General features: G+C 54.4%; 15 protein-coding genes and 1 rRNA gene. 5 read left to right on the top strand and 11 right to left on the bottom strand.

Going from position 1 to position 15,076, the window contains the following annotated elements; all coding sequences use genetic code 11:
• A 23S ribosomal RNA gene (locus KKD83_04300) occupies positions 1 to 757 on the bottom strand; the annotation flags it as partial.
• A 308-nt stretch (positions 758 to 1,065) separates the two neighbouring features.
• Between KKD83_04300 and KKD83_04295 the strand changes: the two genes are divergently transcribed.
• Positions 1,066 to 2,721 carry an arginine--tRNA ligase gene (locus KKD83_04295; GenBank protein ID MBU2535374.1) on the top strand — a complete coding sequence of 552 codons (1,656 nt, stop codon included), beginning with the start codon at positions 1,066 to 1,068 and terminating at the stop codon, positions 2,719 to 2,721.
• 1 nt (position 2,722) lies between these two features.
• On the opposite strand, the gene KKD83_04290 is transcribed toward KKD83_04295, so the two are convergent.
• From KKD83_04290 to gatC, 6 genes are all read right to left on the bottom strand, one after another.
• Entirely contained in the window at positions 2,723 to 3,694 is a 972-nt protein-coding gene (locus KKD83_04290; protein MBU2535373.1) for an NAD(P)-dependent oxidoreductase, read from the bottom strand.
• Positions 3,691 to 4,464, bottom strand: coding sequence for a PrsW family intramembrane metalloprotease (locus tag KKD83_04285; GenBank protein ID MBU2535372.1), 774 nt, complete (start codon positions 4,462 to 4,464; stop codon positions 3,691 to 3,693). The genes KKD83_04290 and KKD83_04285 overlap by 4 nt, the downstream gene beginning before the upstream one ends.
• Positions 4,465 to 4,479: 15 nt before the next feature.
• Positions 4,480 to 4,947 carry a hypothetical protein gene (locus tag KKD83_04280; protein ID MBU2535371.1) on the bottom strand — a complete coding sequence of 156 codons (468 nt, stop codon included), beginning with the start codon at positions 4,945 to 4,947 and terminating at the stop codon, positions 4,480 to 4,482.
• Between the two features lie 110 nt (positions 4,948 to 5,057).
• Positions 5,058 to 6,512, bottom strand: a complete 1,455-nt coding sequence (gene gatA / locus KKD83_04275; protein MBU2535370.1) for an Asp-tRNA(Asn)/Glu-tRNA(Gln) amidotransferase subunit GatA — start codon at positions 6,510 to 6,512, stop codon at positions 5,058 to 5,060.
• Positions 6,508 to 7,143, bottom strand: coding sequence for a cation transporter (locus tag KKD83_04270; GenBank protein ID MBU2535369.1), 636 nt, complete (start codon positions 7,141 to 7,143; stop codon positions 6,508 to 6,510). The genes gatA and KKD83_04270 overlap by 5 nt, the downstream gene beginning before the upstream one ends.
• 19 nt (positions 7,144 to 7,162) lie before the next feature.
• Positions 7,163 to 7,450: an Asp-tRNA(Asn)/Glu-tRNA(Gln) amidotransferase subunit GatC gene (gene gatC / locus KKD83_04265; GenBank protein MBU2535368.1), complete on the bottom strand. Its 288-nt coding sequence runs from the start codon at positions 7,448 to 7,450 to the stop codon at positions 7,163 to 7,165.
• Between the two features lie 147 nt (positions 7,451 to 7,597).
• On the opposite strand from gatC, the gene KKD83_04260 reads away from it, so the two are divergent.
• Together KKD83_04260 and KKD83_04255 are read left to right on the top strand one after the other, a co-directional pair.
• A complete protein-coding gene (locus KKD83_04260) occupies positions 7,598 to 8,131 on the top strand; it encodes an NYN domain-containing protein (GenBank protein MBU2535367.1) in 534 nt (177 codons plus the stop codon).
• A 6-nt stretch (positions 8,132 to 8,137) separates the two neighbouring features.
• Complete coding sequence (locus KKD83_04255) at positions 8,138 to 9,730, top strand: radical SAM protein (GenBank protein MBU2535366.1); 1,593 nt, start codon at positions 8,138 to 8,140, stop codon at positions 9,728 to 9,730.
• A 12-nt stretch (positions 9,731 to 9,742) separates the two neighbouring features.
• On the opposite strand, the gene purQ is transcribed toward KKD83_04255, so the two are convergent.
• The 4 genes from purQ to rpsU all read right to left on the bottom strand — a co-directional run bounded on the left by purQ (position 9,743) and on the right by rpsU (position 14,112).
• Entirely contained in the window at positions 9,743 to 10,507 is a 765-nt protein-coding gene (gene purQ / locus KKD83_04250) for a phosphoribosylformylglycinamidine synthase I (GenBank protein ID MBU2535365.1), read from the bottom strand.
• A gap of 3 nt (positions 10,508 to 10,510) precedes the next feature.
• Complete coding sequence (gene purL / locus KKD83_04245; protein MBU2535364.1) at positions 10,511 to 13,363, bottom strand: phosphoribosylformylglycinamidine synthase subunit PurL; 2,853 nt, start codon at positions 13,361 to 13,363, stop codon at positions 10,511 to 10,513.
• 86 nt (positions 13,364 to 13,449) lie between these two features.
• The gene (locus tag KKD83_04240) at positions 13,450 to 13,905 is read right to left on the bottom strand and encodes a GatB/YqeY domain-containing protein (protein ID MBU2535363.1); all 456 of its coding nucleotides are present in this window, start codon (positions 13,903 to 13,905) and stop codon (positions 13,450 to 13,452) included.
• Between the two features lie 18 nt (positions 13,906 to 13,923).
• A complete protein-coding gene (rpsU, locus tag KKD83_04235; protein ID MBU2535362.1) occupies positions 13,924 to 14,112 on the bottom strand; it encodes a 30S ribosomal protein S21 in 189 nt (62 codons plus the stop codon).
• A gap of 320 nt (positions 14,113 to 14,432) precedes the next feature.
• On the opposite strand from rpsU, the gene KKD83_04230 reads away from it, so the two are divergent.
• Together KKD83_04230 and KKD83_04225 are read left to right on the top strand one after the other, a co-directional pair.
• Positions 14,433 to 14,828, top strand: coding sequence for a helix-turn-helix transcriptional regulator (locus KKD83_04230; GenBank protein ID MBU2535361.1), 396 nt, complete (start codon positions 14,433 to 14,435; stop codon positions 14,826 to 14,828).
• A 53-nt stretch (positions 14,829 to 14,881) separates the two neighbouring features.
• On the top strand, positions 14,882 to 15,076 hold a 195-nt coding region (locus KKD83_04225; protein ID MBU2535360.1), incomplete at its 3' end, for a hypothetical protein.

Genomic DNA, 15,076 nt, shown 5'->3' with positions numbered 1-15,076 from the left:
CGCGTCTAATCCCTGCGACCAAATCGCCCTATTCAGACTCGCCTTCGCTTCGGCTCCGCAACTTGAGTTGCTTAACCAGCCACAAAGATTAACTCACCGGCTCATTCTTCAATAGGCACGCCATCATCCCTCCATTACTGGAAAGACTCTGACTGCTTGTAAGCATACGGTTTCAGGTCTATTTCACTCCCCTCCCGGGGTTCTTTTCACCTTTCCCTCACGGTACTAGTTCACTATCGGTCATCAAGGGTATTTAGCCTTGCCCTGTGGTCAGGGCGGTTTCCCACAAGATTTCTCGTGTCCCGTGGTACTCAAGGACAGATAAGGAGCCTACCTCTTTCGTTTACTGGACTATCACCGTCTGTGGCGGCCCTTTCCAGAGACCTTCAACTAAAGTTTGGTTGTTAACTCCTTGACCTATTCCGAATTCGGTCCTACCTGCCTTACAACCCCCGATAAGCATAGGCCGCGGCGCCACTTAGCTTATCGGGTTTGGGCTTCTCCCCTTTCGTTCGCCACTACTCAGGGAATAATTTCCTTTCCTCAGGGTACTGAGATGTTTCACTTCCCCTGCTTACCTCCACCCAGCCTATGTGTTCAGCTGGGGGTGCTCAGGGTTTACCTGAGCGGGTTGCCCCATTCGGGAATCCCCGGTTAGGCTTGCTAGACAGCTCACCGGGGCTTATCGCAGCCTTGCTACGCCCTTCATCGGCCCTTGATGCCAAGGCATCCACCGTATGCCCTTACCCGCTTGACCTGCTTCAGATTTAATATTAGACCTCGTATTCAGTTTTTAAGGTACGATACACAAAGTAAGGCGGCTTGGTGATGAGCACCAAACCGCCTGCTTGGTTCTCCTTCACCCATAAACCAGACTATGTGTACAGCATTATCATCGCCATATACTAATATACTATCATCGCACTATCTTTGTCAATACTGAAAAATCACTATTTTTAACGTTCTTTCCTTTTCCCGCGCCGATTGTGATATAATTCGGGCAAAAGCAAGCGCATTGCATAGGGCATTTCAAATATCACCATAAGAAGCGAACTAGACAGGCTAATGCTGAAACACAAACTGGCCGAACTTCTAACTCAGGCAGCCGCTGAGGCGCAGAAGTCAGGTAAGCTTCCCCCGGTCGCTCTGCCTGAAGTCATTATGGAGCACCCGCAGAATCCTGAACACGGCGACTACGCTTCCAGTCTGCCATTGAAACTGGCCCGCGCTACAGGCAGCAACCCCCTCGCCATCGCCAATGATATTACTGCCTTTATCGCCCGTACTTCCGAGATTGAGCGTGTTGACGTGGCCGCACCAGGTTTCATCAATTTCACCCTGAGTGCAGAATGGCTGGCCGGACAGGTAGATTCAATTCTCGAAGCTGGTGAATCCTACGGCAATATTGAAATCGGCCATAACAGGGTGCAGATAGAGTTTGTCAGTGTGAACCCCACCGGACCGCTTCACGTCGGGCATGGACGCGGCGCTATTCTGGGCAGTACGCTGGCCAATGTCCTTACTGCGGCCGGTTATCAGGTAGCAACGGAATACTATATTAATGACGCCGGCAGCCAGATTGATGCCTTCGTGCGCTCTCTTTATGCCCGCTATTGTCAGAAGCTGGGTAAAGAGGTGGAAATGCCTGAAGACGGGTACCTCGGTCAGTACATGTTTGACCTGGCTGGGGAAATAGCTGACCAGAAAGGCGATGTATTCCTCAATCTTCCCGAAACCGAGGCCATCGAGCAGCTGGGGCAGGTCGGCCTGGAAAAGATGGTCAGTCAAATAAAGGCCGACCTTGAGTTGCTGAGCGTGACCTTTGACGTCTGGTTCAGCGAACACAGTCTCTACCAGAATGGTCAGTATGATGATGTATTATCACTCCTGAAGCGAGAAGGTTACATCAGTGAGAAGGAAGGAGCAACCTGGTTTGTCTCCACGGCACTGGGCGAGGATAAAGACAACGTGGTGATACGCAGCGACGGCTCCCCCACTTACTTCGCCACCGACATTGCCTACCACTATGACAAGTTCCTGAAGCGCAGGTTCGACACCGTCATCAATATCTGGGGCGCCGACCATATGGGGCATGTCTCACGGATGAAAGCCGTGGTTGGCGCGATGGGTATCGACCCGGAGCAGCTCAGGGTTATCATCTCGCAGATGGTCACGCTGCGCCGCGGCGGGGAGATAGTGCGCATCTCGAAACGGAGCGGCGATATCATCACCTTGCGCGAGCTTATCGAGGAAGTGGGCACCGATGTCTGCCGCTTCTTCTTCCTGTCCCGCTCCGCCGATAGCCAGATGGACTTTGACCTGGAACTGGCCAAAAAGCAGTCGGCAGATAATCCGGTCTACTATGTCCAGTACGCCCATGCCCGCATTGCCAGTGTACTGCGGCTGGCGCAGGAGAAGGGCATTGACTACCGCGATGGAGACGTCTCGCTGCTGACCACAGAGCCCGAGCTTACCCTTATCCGCAAGATGCTTCTTCTGCCCGAGCTTGTGGAAACGATGGCTAACACCCTGGAGCCCCACCACCTCACCTACTACGCTCAGGACCTGGCCACCGTGTTTCACAGCTTCTATATGCAGTGCCGGGTGGTTTCACCGGATGAAGCGCTCACGAAGGCCCGTCTCAAGCTGGCCGAGGCGGCCAAAGCCGTGCTCAGCCGCACGCTGCACCTCATGGGGATGACCGCCCCAGAGCGGATGTAATCTAGATTAACCTCACAATGAGCTTGCCGAAGAGCGGCCCGACAAAGTAGCGCATAAAGGGTAAGAAGAGCGGGGAAAACCGCCTGGTAAGTTCCCGCTGGTAATCATCAAGATAGTCGGCAAAGGTTTTACGCTGATACTGCAGCAGTAATTGAGAAGCACTGGTATCATACCAGTCGAGGTAGTAGGGCTCCCTGGTAAATTTGCTGGCTGGAGGCATGGGCAATCCCAGCACCTTGAGGACGGCGCCAATCATATCCTGATAGTACATCCTCTGGCCAGGGCCACCGCTAATCACGAGCGTGTTGCCCTTCGCCAGGTCGAAATTTTTCACCGCATTGAGTATCGCCAGGGCGGTATCATCGGGGTGGCAGTATTCAATTCGATTTTTCAACGGAACGGTCATCATGCGCTTCATGTCACTTACTTCGAAGATGAGATACATGGTTACCGTCAGGCGCAATATGACGTGGTCTATCCCCGCCTCCCTTATCAGGTTCTCGGCCTGCAGCTTGGTCTCGCCATACGTCCCTTTTGGGTTGGGGGGATTTTTCTCCACACTGATTGGCTTCTTGGCCCCTGGAGATGGCCCGAAAACCGCCGCTGAAGATGTAAATACCAGCGGCATGTTGCCGCCTTTCTCTTTAATGACATCGATTACATTTCCGGTGCCCTCCACGTTCACGCGATGGGCCAGCTCTTTATTTTGATAGGCCAAGGGGGGCAAAACGGCGGCCATGTGAACGACGGCATCAACATATTCCATGGCCACCCTGACCGACTCTCTCTGGGCGACATCTCCCCAGAAAATCTCGGCTTCCCCGGGCAGTTCCTTCACCGCCTTTCGGTTGCGTGCCGTGTCCAGGTCAAACAAGCGCACCCGATACCCGTTCTCCAGAAAAGTCCGGCAAACGGTCATCCCCAGGCGGCCAGCGCCACCCGTAATCAATACCCGTCCGTTACTACGGCTCATTCTTCACTCGATTCTTCGCTTTTTCGCCAGCGCAGCCAGAGCGCTCCGGCGGTTACTATTACGGCTATCACCGCGGCATAGATTTCCACATGGATTATGGTAAAAATGCCAGCCTGAAGGATTGCCACGCTATAATTCAAGAGGCTATGCAGAAAAGCCGCCAGAAGGTAGAACTGCCAGCCCCACCCCTTGGCCAGGCCCCAGCCGGCCAGGGCACAGGAAGCGATATGAAAAGCAACAGCAAAGAATCTTTCCCAGAACCCGGCCAGCGCCATAAATCCGCCTTCCCGCACGAATTCCCAACCCCAGCCGGCGGCGAAAATACTGTTATGCACCCAGACCGCTTCAAAGACGCCGAGTCCAGCCCCGGCTACCGCCCCGATAGCCAGTCCCATTTTCGGTTCCAGTGTCCTTTCTTCACCCAACCACCAGATGACCACCGGCACGAGCTTTGACCCTTCCTGAACCAGCCCGCTGAGCAGTATCTGAGGTATCCCGGCCAGCAGAATCCAGCGCATGAGCATTTCCTGGCTCCAGAACTGGTCCAACGCCTGCCCGACCAGAATCTGGAGAGGAAGTTGAATAAAAGAAACCGCTATCAGAGACAGAAAGGCACTGATAACGAGAACCGCCCAGAGCCAGGGTTTTCTGAAGAGCGGTGGCCAGTAACCGACCAGCCAGATAGCGCCAAATACTATCGCCAGGCCAATCCCAATTGGACTCGGAATGGCAAACCAGGAAAGAATAAAATCAATCATCTGCTCCAGCATAACGAACTCCTTTGATTAAATTACCCTGTCCTCTTTTTTCGCTTTGGTGTCCAGCATTGCGCCGATAGCCACGCCAATGCCAATGCCGATTGGTATGCCGGCACCGACATTGTCCATCCCGGCCCCGATGGCCACTCCGATTCCGGTGCCGATGGACATCCAGATGCCAATATAGTGCCCCTTGGGAACCAGCTTGTGCTGACTCTGCAGGTGCCTGACGGTCTGCTTGAGTCGCTTCGCATATTTTTTTCGGCGGACGTTATCGGCAAGGTGAACCATATTGCCCAGTTCATTGACATAGGCGGTGATTTCCTGTTGAAATAGCTGGCATTCGCCGCATTCGTCGTAAAACCCGGCGACCCTTCTGGCCACCCGCGTGAGCAGGTCAAGCTGAAATTTCTTCTGTTCCTTCTTGCTCAGACTGTCCTTGTAGGGGTCGAGCTTCTTGGTGATTTCTTCGTACCAGCGATTCTGGCTTTCCATAGTTTACCTTTCAGTTTTTTATTGGGTGACCCTCCCCCTTTTATCCCCCTCCCTATGATTAGGGAAGGGGAAGTATGGGAAGAGGGGCTTCGCCCCTCTTGGACTCCCTTTTAAATATTCGGCCTTCTCTTATGCCACTCGGTTGACTGCTCGTAGGCGTGGGCGACCTTCAAAATCGTCTCTTCAGCGAATGGTTTACTGATTATCTGCAGGCCGATGGGCAGGCCGTCGGCAAAGCCCCCCGGGATGGAAATAGCGGGCAGTCCGGCGATGTTCACGGGCATGGTGCAGACGTCGCTGAGGTACATCTGGAGCGGGTCGTCCATCCTCTCCCCTATCTTGAAGGGGACGGTGGGGGAGGTGGGGGTTACCAGGGCATCATATTTCTCAAAGGCCTGGTCGAATTCACGTCGAATTAATGTCCTGACCTTCTGCGCTTTCAGGTAATAGGCGTCATAGTAACCGGCCGATAGCGCGTACGTGCCGAGCATGATACGCCGCTTTACCTCGGCGCCAAAGCCGAACTGGCGGGTCTTCTCCAGTGACTCCCACATGCTCGGCGCCTGGTAGGAAAAGCCGTACTTGACGCCGTCGTAGCGGGCCAGATTGGCCGAAGCCTCCGAGGGAGCAATGATGTAGTAAACGGCGAGGGCATAGGGGGTGTGGGGCAACGATACGTCCCAATCAACCTCCGCCCCCAGTGCTTCAAGCTGGTTAATCGCCACTTTTATAGCGTTTGCCACCTCCGCCTGCATCCCCTCGACAAAGTACTCCCTGGGGACGCCGATACGAAGGCCCTTGAGGTCGGCATTCAGGCACTTTGTGTAATCCGGCACCGGCTGCGGTGCCGATGTGGAATCACGGTGGTCATAACCGGCGATGGTGTTCATGACCAGCGCGCAGTCGGTAACATCGCGTGTGAGCGGGCCGATCTGGTCGAGGGAGCTGGCGAACGCCACCAGACCATAACGGCTGACCCTGCCATAGGTCGGTTTGAAGCCAACGACGCTGCAGAAACCGGCCGGCTGGCGGATGCTGCCGCCGGTATCCGAGCCCAGCGCATAGACGGTCTCTCCAGCGGCAACCCCTGCCGCCGACCCGCCGCTGCTGCCGCCGGGAACCCGGCTCAGGTCCCAGGGGTTACGGGTAGTAAAAAAGGCGGAGTTCTCCGTTGATGAGCCCATGGCGAACTCGTCCATGTTCGCCTTGCCGATAATCACGGCGTTACAGGCCTTCAGTTTCTCCACGACAGTGGCGTCATAGGGCGGTACCAGATTTTCCAGTATCTTGGAGGAACAGGTGGTCCTGACGCCTTTGGTACACATAACGTCTTTAATAAGAACCGGAATGCCCATCAATGGATTGGCACCATTCTGTGCCAGGAGACGGTCAGCCTCTTCCGCCTGCTTCAGTGCCAGCTCATCGGTCACGGTAACAAAGGCTTTAACCTCGGGGTCTACCCTTGAGACACGTTCGAGGTAAGCCCGGGTCAGCTCCACCGACGAGAGCTCCCGACTTTTAAGCAATTTGTGGGCTTCGTGAATGGTCAAGCCTGTAAAATCAATCACTGCCTGCCTCGCCCGATTCTTTCCAGCCCAGCCACCCCTCACGGAACAGGAAAGCGGCAATTATGATGCCTATAATGGGGTCTGCCTGCCAGAATCCAAACCAGTAATTTGCCCCCAGACCTGCCAGTAAAGCCAGAGAAAGAAAGGCGCAGGCCAGTGTCTCTTTGGAGTCGGCAATGAGTGCCCGACTGTTGATTTGCTGCCCTGTTCTGTATTTCTGCACCGTCAGTATCGGCATGACAATTAAAGATGCTATGGCAATCAATATGCCCGGTAGCGATGGCTCCGGGACTTCAACCACAGCCCATTTCCTTATTGCCTCGACGAAAACATACAGGCCAAGAATGAAGAAGGTAATGGAGACAAACCTTGTGGCCCGTTTTTCAATCCTCTCTTCTTTTTCCTCTGATATCTTACCGTGCTGCCTGAGCCGCCATATCAGGACCAGACCGGACAATGACTCAACAATGCTATCCAGCCCAAAGCCAATCAGGGCAATGCTGCCGGCAATACCTCCAAAGATAATCGAGGCAATGGCCTCAAGGATGTTATAGACAACTGTAATATATTCAAGAACGAGTCCTTTCCGGTACAGCCTTTCGGTATCATTTCTCCCGACCCCAGCCAACTGTGTCCGCCCCCGTCTATTACTCCAGAACCGCCCGTACCCTGAAGCAGTCCCCTTCCCGGCGGGGAGCATTGGCCAGAATATCCTCCGGGGGCAGAGATGGAGTCACCCCATCATCGCGCATCACGTTCTGGAGAGCGAGCGACTGGGCGGTGGGAGGGACATCCGTGGTGTCCACCTGCCGCAGAATCTCAAAGTTCTCCAGAATATTGGAAAGCTGCTCCCGGAACTTATCGACGTCTTCTTCGGTCAGTCCCAGGCGGGCAAGGCGGGCAATGTGCAGCACTTCTTCACGACTCAGCTTCATCCACGAACCCCGGGTTGAATTTATCGGCCAATTATACCACTCATATTCGAAATCCCGCAAATAAGTTGAAGCGGTCGTAATTTTCCAGTAAAGGCGATATAATTGAAGAAAAGATAAGATTGTAGCCCAATCAAGGAGGCAGTGAAAATGTCGGAGCGGATAATGATATTCATCGACGGGAGCAACGTGTACCACTCGCTGAAAAACATATTTGGTCGGACTGACGTGGATATCGGAAGGTTCTGCCACAAGCTCCTGAATCGCCGCCAATTAATCAGGATTTACTACTACAATGCCAGGGTAGGCAGGAAAGAGGAACCGGAGCGTTACCAGCACCAGCAGGCGTTTTTCGCCGGAGTAAATGCCATACCATACCTCGAGCTGCGCCTTGGCCGACTGGTCTATTTCAACTGGCCGAATGTGCCGCCATACGAGAAAGGCACTGACGTCCAGCTGACCACGGACATGCTGACATACAGCTTCAAGAATAATTACGACGTATCGATTCTGGTTGCCGGGGACAATGACTTTGTCGGAGCCCTTCAGGCCGTAAAGGACAACGGCAAACACGTTGAGGTAGCCCTTTTCGGCAAAAGGGGTACTTCCTGGCAGTTGCGAAACGTGGCCGATAGGGTGATAACCTTAAATAAACAGTTTATGAGTAGCTGCTGGAAGTCATAACATGGCATGAACCGGTACGGAGGCAATAGAGCCAAGGGATTGGCAATCAGCCCCAGGGAACGCCTTGCCAGGGAAGAAGGCACGGTCATCAAAGACTGGGGCGGCCGACTACCCATCGCCCTTGTTTACCCCAATTCTTATTATATAGGCATGTCCAACCTCGGGCTGCACGCATTGTATTCCCTGCTCAACCGACAACGTGAGATTGTGTGTGAGCGGGTTTTCTGGGAAAGAGAGAATCAGGAAAGAAGAATTCCCCCGGTATCTCTTGAATCAGGACGTCCGCTATCCGATTTCAAAGTAGTGGCTTTTACCATCTCCTACGAACTCGACTACTTCAACGTCGTGTCCATACTCAAGGCCAGCGGTATCCCACCGTTCTCTGCCGACCGCGATGAAAGCCATCCGCTGGTTATCGCCGGCGGGCCCTGCATCACCGCCAACCCCATGCCGCTGGCACCGTTCTTTGACGGCTTCGGTATCGGTGAGGCGGAAAAATTGTTACCTGACCTGCTGCCACCGATAATCGATAACATAAATGGGAAACACGAGGCATTGTTGAAGTCGCTGGCCTCCGTGCCCGGTATGTATATTCCACAGATACCGCCAAAGGCTCCTGTAAATCGTCAGTGGGCAGAAAACCTCGATGATTTTCCAGTCAGCTCGGTCATACTGACCAGGGACACCGAGCTGAGTGACCTTTACCTGATTGAGGTGGAGCGGGGCTGCCCGTGGCGCTGCCGATTCTGCCTCGTCAGCACTGTCTTCAGGCCGATGCGCTTCCGCTCGGTCGACACGCTGCTCGCTCAGGCAGAGAAAGGCCTTCACCACCGGAAGCGGCTGGGATTAGTCGGGCCGGCAGTTTCCGATTATCCACACCTTGAGGAACTGCTAACCGGCCTGCGCCGGATGGGGGCTCAATTCTCCATGAGCTCAATGCGCGCCAGTAATCTCCCAGACCAGGTACTTGCCGAAATCGCCGACGGGGGCGCGCGGACGATAACCCTTGCCCCCGAAGCTGGCTCGGAACGCCTGCGCCAGGCAATCAATAAAGGTATCTGCGAAAATGACATTGTCAGTGCAGTCGACAGGCTGGGCAGGCACGGGATAAAGCAGTTCAAACTCTACTTCATGCTCGGCCTGCCCACAGAGACCGATGAGGACATAGCAGAGATTATCCGACTGACACTACAGTGCAAGAACGTGCTTGACCGCCAAGCAAAAGGTGCCCGCCTCTCCCTAAACATCGCCCCGTTTGTCCCCAAGGCCGGCACACCGTTTCAGCGCCTGCCCATGGCGCCGGTAGAAACACTAAAGCAACGTATTGCCCATTTGAAGGGCAGACTGGCCCCGGAGGGCATCCAGCTTAAATGCAAAAGCCCGGCCTGGAGCCAGATTCAGGCGGTGCTGGCTCGCGGCGATACGAGTGTTGCCCAGGTTCTAAATGATATTGAAGAGAGTTCGCTGGCGGGCTGGCGAAAGGCAGTGGCCAAGTGCCAGCTGGATACCGATTATTACGCGCACCAGCAGTGGGATGAAAGCCGGAGATTCCCCTGGGCAATGATAGATACCGGCACGAAGATAGAAGGCAAGGACTAAGCTCAGTCTCAGCTATGACTGCTGTACCCAACTGACGGCGTTCTGGAAAATCGGAAAGCCATCTCCGTATTGCTTGGCACCAAATCTTGTCCACTGCGGGTGCTGGGTGCCCCTGATGTGCCGCTCGGGGTGGGGCATCAGGGCAAAGATGCGCCCTGAAGAGTCGCAGATGCCGGCAATGTTGCCCACGGAGCCATTGGGGTTGTGGGGATAGCCGGCTTCAGTATCACCCTGCTCGTCGGCGTAACGCACGACGACGTTTATATCCGTTAAAATATCCGTCCCGGCAACGAATTTACCCTCGCCGTGTGCCACCGGAACGTACATGCTCTCCATCTCTCTGGTGAAAACGCACGGGCTCTCTTGATTTACCGCCAGGTGAATCCACCGGCACTCGAATTTGCCCGAATCATTGGCCGCCAGCGTCACCCGCGGCTGGCCATCGTTATGTGGGTCAGGCAAAAAACCGGCCTTGACCAGCACCTGAAAGCCATTGCAGATGCCCAGGATGAGCCCTCCGGCCTCAAAAAAGCGCCTGATGTCCCCTCCGAGCTTGAGCTGCAGCTCGTTGGCCAGCACCTTGCCGGCGGCGATATCGTCGCCGTAGGTGAAGCCACCGGGAATGACCAGTATCTGGTAGTCGGCCAGCTGCCGTTCATGTCTAATAAGCTGGTTAACGTGAACCAGGTCCACCGCTGAACCCGCCTGCTCAAAGGCAAAGACGGTCTCAGCATCGCAGTTTGTTCCCGGCGCCCGCAGCACGATTGTTTTAACCATCCATCACCACCTCAGCGGCTTCTGCCAGGCCTCCTTTAATTCATCTATGGAGATGGAGACAACGCTATCGCCCTTCCGACCGTAAACCTCAAGCCTCGACTCTTTGGTTACCTGGCCAAGCAGGGCAAAGGACTTGCCCGCCATTTCTCTCTCAAATGCGTCTTTCTTGTCGGGTGACACCTCGACGATGAACCGACTGTTCGACTCCGAGAAGAGGATAAAGTCATCACGGTCTATCGGCTCGCCGAGCGGCACTTCTTTCAGGTTTATACTCGCCCCCAGCCCGCCGGCAAAGGCCATTTCGGCCACGGCCACGCCAATACCTCCATCGCTGCAGTCATGGCAGGCCCTGACCAGCCCCTCTCCGGTGGCTGTGCTCAGGCTTTCCATCAGTTGTCTGCTCTTCTGCGGGTCAACCCTGGGTACGCTGTTGCCAGTGAAGCCCTTTGTCTTCAGGTATTCCGAGCCACCGACCTCACACCGGGTACTCCCCACGATATAGATGATATCGCCGGCCTGTTTGAAATCCATGGATATGGCCCGGCTCACGTCATCCATAACGCTGATAGCCGAGATGAGCAACGTATGCGGGATAGATATGGTCTTGCCCTCATATTCGAATTCATTGTTCAGGCTGTCCTTGCCGGAAATAAAAGGTGTTCCGTAGACAATAGACATGTCGTAGCAGGCCTGAGCGGCGCGGACGAGCGCCCCCAGCATCTCGGGTCGACCGGCACTGCCCCAGCAGAAATTGTCCAGCAACGCCACCCGGTTCAGGTCGCCGCCCACGGATATAATCTGCCGCAGGGCTTCGTCAATCGCCGAGGCGGCCATCCAGTACGGGTCGATATCGGCATAGCCGGGATTGATGCCGTTGGCGATTATCACGCCTTTAGATGAGCCCAGTATCGGCTGAATAATAGCCGCATCACCGGGTCCGTCATTATCCCTCCCCACCAGCGGCTTGAGGACGTTGCCGCCCTGAACCTCGTGGTCATACTGACGGATGACCCACTCCTTGCTGCATACATTCCACGAACTCAAAATCGCCAGCAGTGACTCACCAAGGTCGGAAGCTTCGGCAAAGTCAGGAGCGGGGTGGCGGGGCGGTTCCCAGACCGCCTCTCTCTTCAACTGCGGGATACCGCCGTGCAGAAATTCCATTTCCAGGTCGCAGACCAGGTTCCCCTGGTAAAAAAGCTGTAGCCGGCGGTCATCGGTGAATTCACCGATAACGTTCGCTTCCACATCTTCACCGGCAAAGAGCGCCATCAGCTCATCGATGTTTTCCGGCGGCACGGCGATAATCATCCTCTCCTGAGATTCTGAAATCCATATTTCCGCGTGGGAGAGCCCTGCGTACTTCAGCGGCACCTTTTCCAGGTCAACCCGAACCCCGGTCTCCTCCGCCATTTCCCCCACCGCCGAAGAAAGGCCCCCGCCACCGCAGTCGGTTATGCGCACGTACAGCCCGCGGTCGCGGGCCTGGAGGAGGATATCAATCATCTTCTTTTCCACGATGGGGTTGCCGATCTGCACCGAACTGGAGGATGTGGCTGTCGAGGCCTCGGTGAGCTGCTCCGAGGCGAAAGTGACCCCGTGAATGCCGTCCCGGCCCGTCCGGCCGCCAACAAGGACCACCTTATCACCCGGTCTCTGTTTGCCGCGCCGGGCGATTTTCTTCGGCAGCAAACCCAGAGTGCCGCAGTACACCAGCGGATTGGCCACGTAGCGCTCATCAAAGAGAACGGCACCGTTGAGCGTCGGTATGCCGAGCCGGTTGGCGTAGTCGGCCACTCCGGCCCGCACCCCCTTAAACATACGGCGTGGGTGAAGTACGCCCTGAGGTAACTTTTCGTAAGGTAAATCGGGTGGGCCGAAACAGAAGACATCGGTGTTGGCAATCGGCTTCGCCCCCAGCCCCGTGCCGAGCGGGTCGCGAATGACGCCGCCGATTCCGGTGGCGGCACCCCCGTACGGCTCCACCGCCGAGGGGTGGTTGTGCGTTTCCACCTTGAAACAGAGCGCCCACTGACCGTCAAAATCGATGACACCGGCATTATCCATAAAGACCGAGAGGCACCAGGGTTTGTCGAGCTCACGGGTTGCCTTCATTATGGTGCTCTTCAGCAGGTTATCCACCACCTTTCCACCAAGCTTGAACCTGCCCTTGAACGTCTTGTGAACACAGTGTTCCGACCAGGTCTGGGCCAGCGTCTCCAGCTCAACATCGGTCGGATTGCGGCCCTGCTTCTGATGATAGTCAACAATGGACTGAAATTCTTCCGCCGTGAACCCGAACTGCTTCTGTAACGCAGCTCGCTCGGAGGTCAGGATATCAACAACTTCCAGTTTATAATGATATTTTGGATTCTCCGGAAAGCTCGGCTGTTCCCGTTCCACCACGTGCTGGATGATGGGGTTCACCAGCAGCCGACTGCAAATAATTCCCAGCTGTTCCCCGGTTAACTGCCCTTCGATAAGGTACCGCTTTGAAGTCTTGACCGCCCTGATACCCCCCACCTCCAGGTCCCGAATCGCCTTCAGGACACTATCCTCTACCGGGTCGGTAACCCCGGCGTTATAGGCGACCTCAACGGCATGGTATCTGGATTCATCAATCTGCTCGACAGATGAGCCCTGTCGGTGATTGTAAACCTGGGTGACGGGGTCGGAAAGCAGACTTCTCCCGAGCAAATCCAAAGTCGCTGGACTAAGCTCGGCATCAAACCAGTAGATATCCACCACGCGCACGCCGGATACTGTGGAAATGCCAAGGTCATGAATGTCTTTGACCAGTCCCTGGCCGCGGGCATCAGGCAGATGACTTTTCAGCCGGACCTCTATTCGGTGCATTTAATCGCTACTCTATTAACAGAGATTAAAAAGAGGGGCGTGCGCCCCTCCTGAAAATTCAAAATGCCCGTTTGTTTTCACCTGATTCATGAACTGAGTAATTCGCTGACTACCTCGTTGATTTCACGACCGTCCGCCTGGCCTTTCAACTGTGCCATAAGCTTTGGCATTACCTTGCCCTTATCACCGGGTCCCTCGGCACCCACCTCAGCCATGACCTTTCGAGCGGCCTCGACGACCTCTTCCCGGGTCATCTGCTGTGGCAGGTATTCCTGAAGGATGGCTAATTCCGCTTCTTCCTTGTCAACAAGGTCCTGGCGGTTTCCCTGCTTGAAGGCCTCAATGCTCTCGCGACGCTGCCTGACCTCTTTGGCGATAACGCCGAAGATATCGCTGTCCTTCAGCTCTGCCTGCCGGGCTTTTTCAACGTTATTCATTGCCGCCATCAGCATTCTAATGGCGCCTCGCTTTACGGTATCACCGCTTCTCATTGCCTGTTTGAGGTCATCAGACAGCTTCTGCTTCAGTTTCGCTTCTCCCATATATTACTCGCTAACGGACTACCTTCTCACTGCTCCGGCGACACTGCGTCTTTTAACCGCTTTTTTACGTTTGCGTCTAACGCTCGGCTTTTCATAGTGCTCCCGACGGCGTACTTCCGATAATATGCCGGTCTGCTGGACACGACGGTTGAACCGCTTGAGCAAACTTTCAAAGCTCTCATTCTCGCCCGCCACTACCTCGGTCAAATAGCATCACCCTCCTTCTAAAACCAGATTACAATTTATTTGTTCTTTATAAACATTAGAGAAGGTGACCACGCTACAGCATCCACATTACAACACACAGCGCCATCACATTTTAGCCAGTAGTTGAGTCCAATGTCAAGGAAGGATAGAAACTTCAATCGGCGAATTTTAATGAAATTTTATCACCATTTTAACGATAGCTTAACTTGGCCAGTTTAGAATGAGCATGAGGATATATGGACAAATGTCTCTGATTCACGTATATTGACATTTGCCATTTGGCGAATTATAATAATTTAGATAAACTGAGGAGTGCAGCTATGCCACGAATAAACAATGATCTGGGTAGAATAATAAAGCAGCAGAGAATTTCCATTCCGCTGACCCTGCAGGAACTGGCCGCTACTTCGGGAGTATCGTCCTCTCATCTGGGACGTATTGAAAGAGGCGAGCGCTTCCCTTCCGCCCACATCCTGCGTAGAATCGCCCAGCCGCTTGGCTTTGACGAGGACGAACTCTTTACCCTCGCCGGTTTCCTGTCACCGCACCCTTCCGGAGTAGCCGAAGAAAGAAGCACCGCTTATGGCAACCGACGCCTGGACCCGTATGTCGCTAAAATGCTAGCTGAAGAGCCAATTGAGATTCAGCGGTCGGTCATTGGTATTCTCAACACGATAAAACTCGTTGCCAAAGGAATAGCCAGAGAAAACGAGTGATATCCCGCTGAAAATGGTATAATAAATCATCTGTTGGCTCTGCGGCGGTAGACATGGAAAGCCTGAAACAGAGAAATGACAAGGGAAGTAAGGATATCGGCTTTGGTGATGCCACCGTCCATGAGCTGAAAACGCTGCTTACCGCTATCATTGTTTCCGCAGAACTTCTGGCCGAAGAGCTTCAGTCCGACCACAAAGATTTACCGCTAAGACTTACCCAGAATATTGTTCGCAATGCGCATAGTCTT

The sequence above is a fragment of the Chloroflexota bacterium genome (genome assembly GCA_018829775.1).
GTDB lineage: Bacteria > Chloroflexota > Dehalococcoidia > Dehalococcoidales > RBG-16-60-22 > E44-bin89.
The sequence above is the reverse complement of the archived record's forward strand: the minus strand, read 5'-3'. Positions and strand labels throughout refer to the sequence as shown.

What these genes read in the sequence shown, in the direction of transcription:
- KKD83_04255 (MBU2535366.1), top strand. Translation starts at nt 8,138, where the DNA reads ATGAACCGGTACGGAGGCAATAGAGCCAAGGGATTGGCAATCAGCCCC.
- KKD83_04260 (MBU2535367.1), top strand. Translation starts at nt 7,598, where the DNA reads ATGTCGGAGCGGATAATGATATTCATCGACGGGAGCAACGTGTACCAC.
- KKD83_04280 (MBU2535371.1), bottom strand. Translation starts at nt 4,947, where the DNA reads ATGGAAAGCCAGAATCGCTGGTACGAAGAAATCACCAAGAAGCTCGAC.
- KKD83_04295 (MBU2535374.1), top strand. Translation starts at nt 1,066, where the DNA reads ATGCTGAAACACAAACTGGCCGAACTTCTAACTCAGGCAGCCGCTGAG.
- purQ (MBU2535365.1), bottom strand. Translation starts at nt 10,507, where the DNA reads ATGGTTAAAACAATCGTGCTGCGGGCGCCGGGAACAAACTGCGATGCT.
- KKD83_04290 (MBU2535373.1), bottom strand. Translation starts at nt 3,694, where the DNA reads ATGAGCCGTAGTAACGGACGGGTATTGATTACGGGTGGCGCTGGCCGC.
- purL (MBU2535364.1), bottom strand. Translation starts at nt 13,363, where the DNA reads ATGCACCGAATAGAGGTCCGGCTGAAAAGTCATCTGCCTGATGCCCGC.
- KKD83_04285 (MBU2535372.1), bottom strand. Translation starts at nt 4,464, where the DNA reads ATGCTGGAGCAGATGATTGATTTTATTCTTTCCTGGTTTGCCATTCCG.
- KKD83_04240 (MBU2535363.1), bottom strand. Translation starts at nt 13,905, where the DNA reads ATGGGAGAAGCGAAACTGAAGCAGAAGCTGTCTGATGACCTCAAACAG.
- KKD83_04230 (MBU2535361.1), top strand. Translation starts at nt 14,433, where the DNA reads ATGCCACGAATAAACAATGATCTGGGTAGAATAATAAAGCAGCAGAGA.
- gatC (MBU2535368.1), bottom strand. Translation starts at nt 7,450, where the DNA reads ATGAAGCTGAGTCGTGAAGAAGTGCTGCACATTGCCCGCCTTGCCCGC.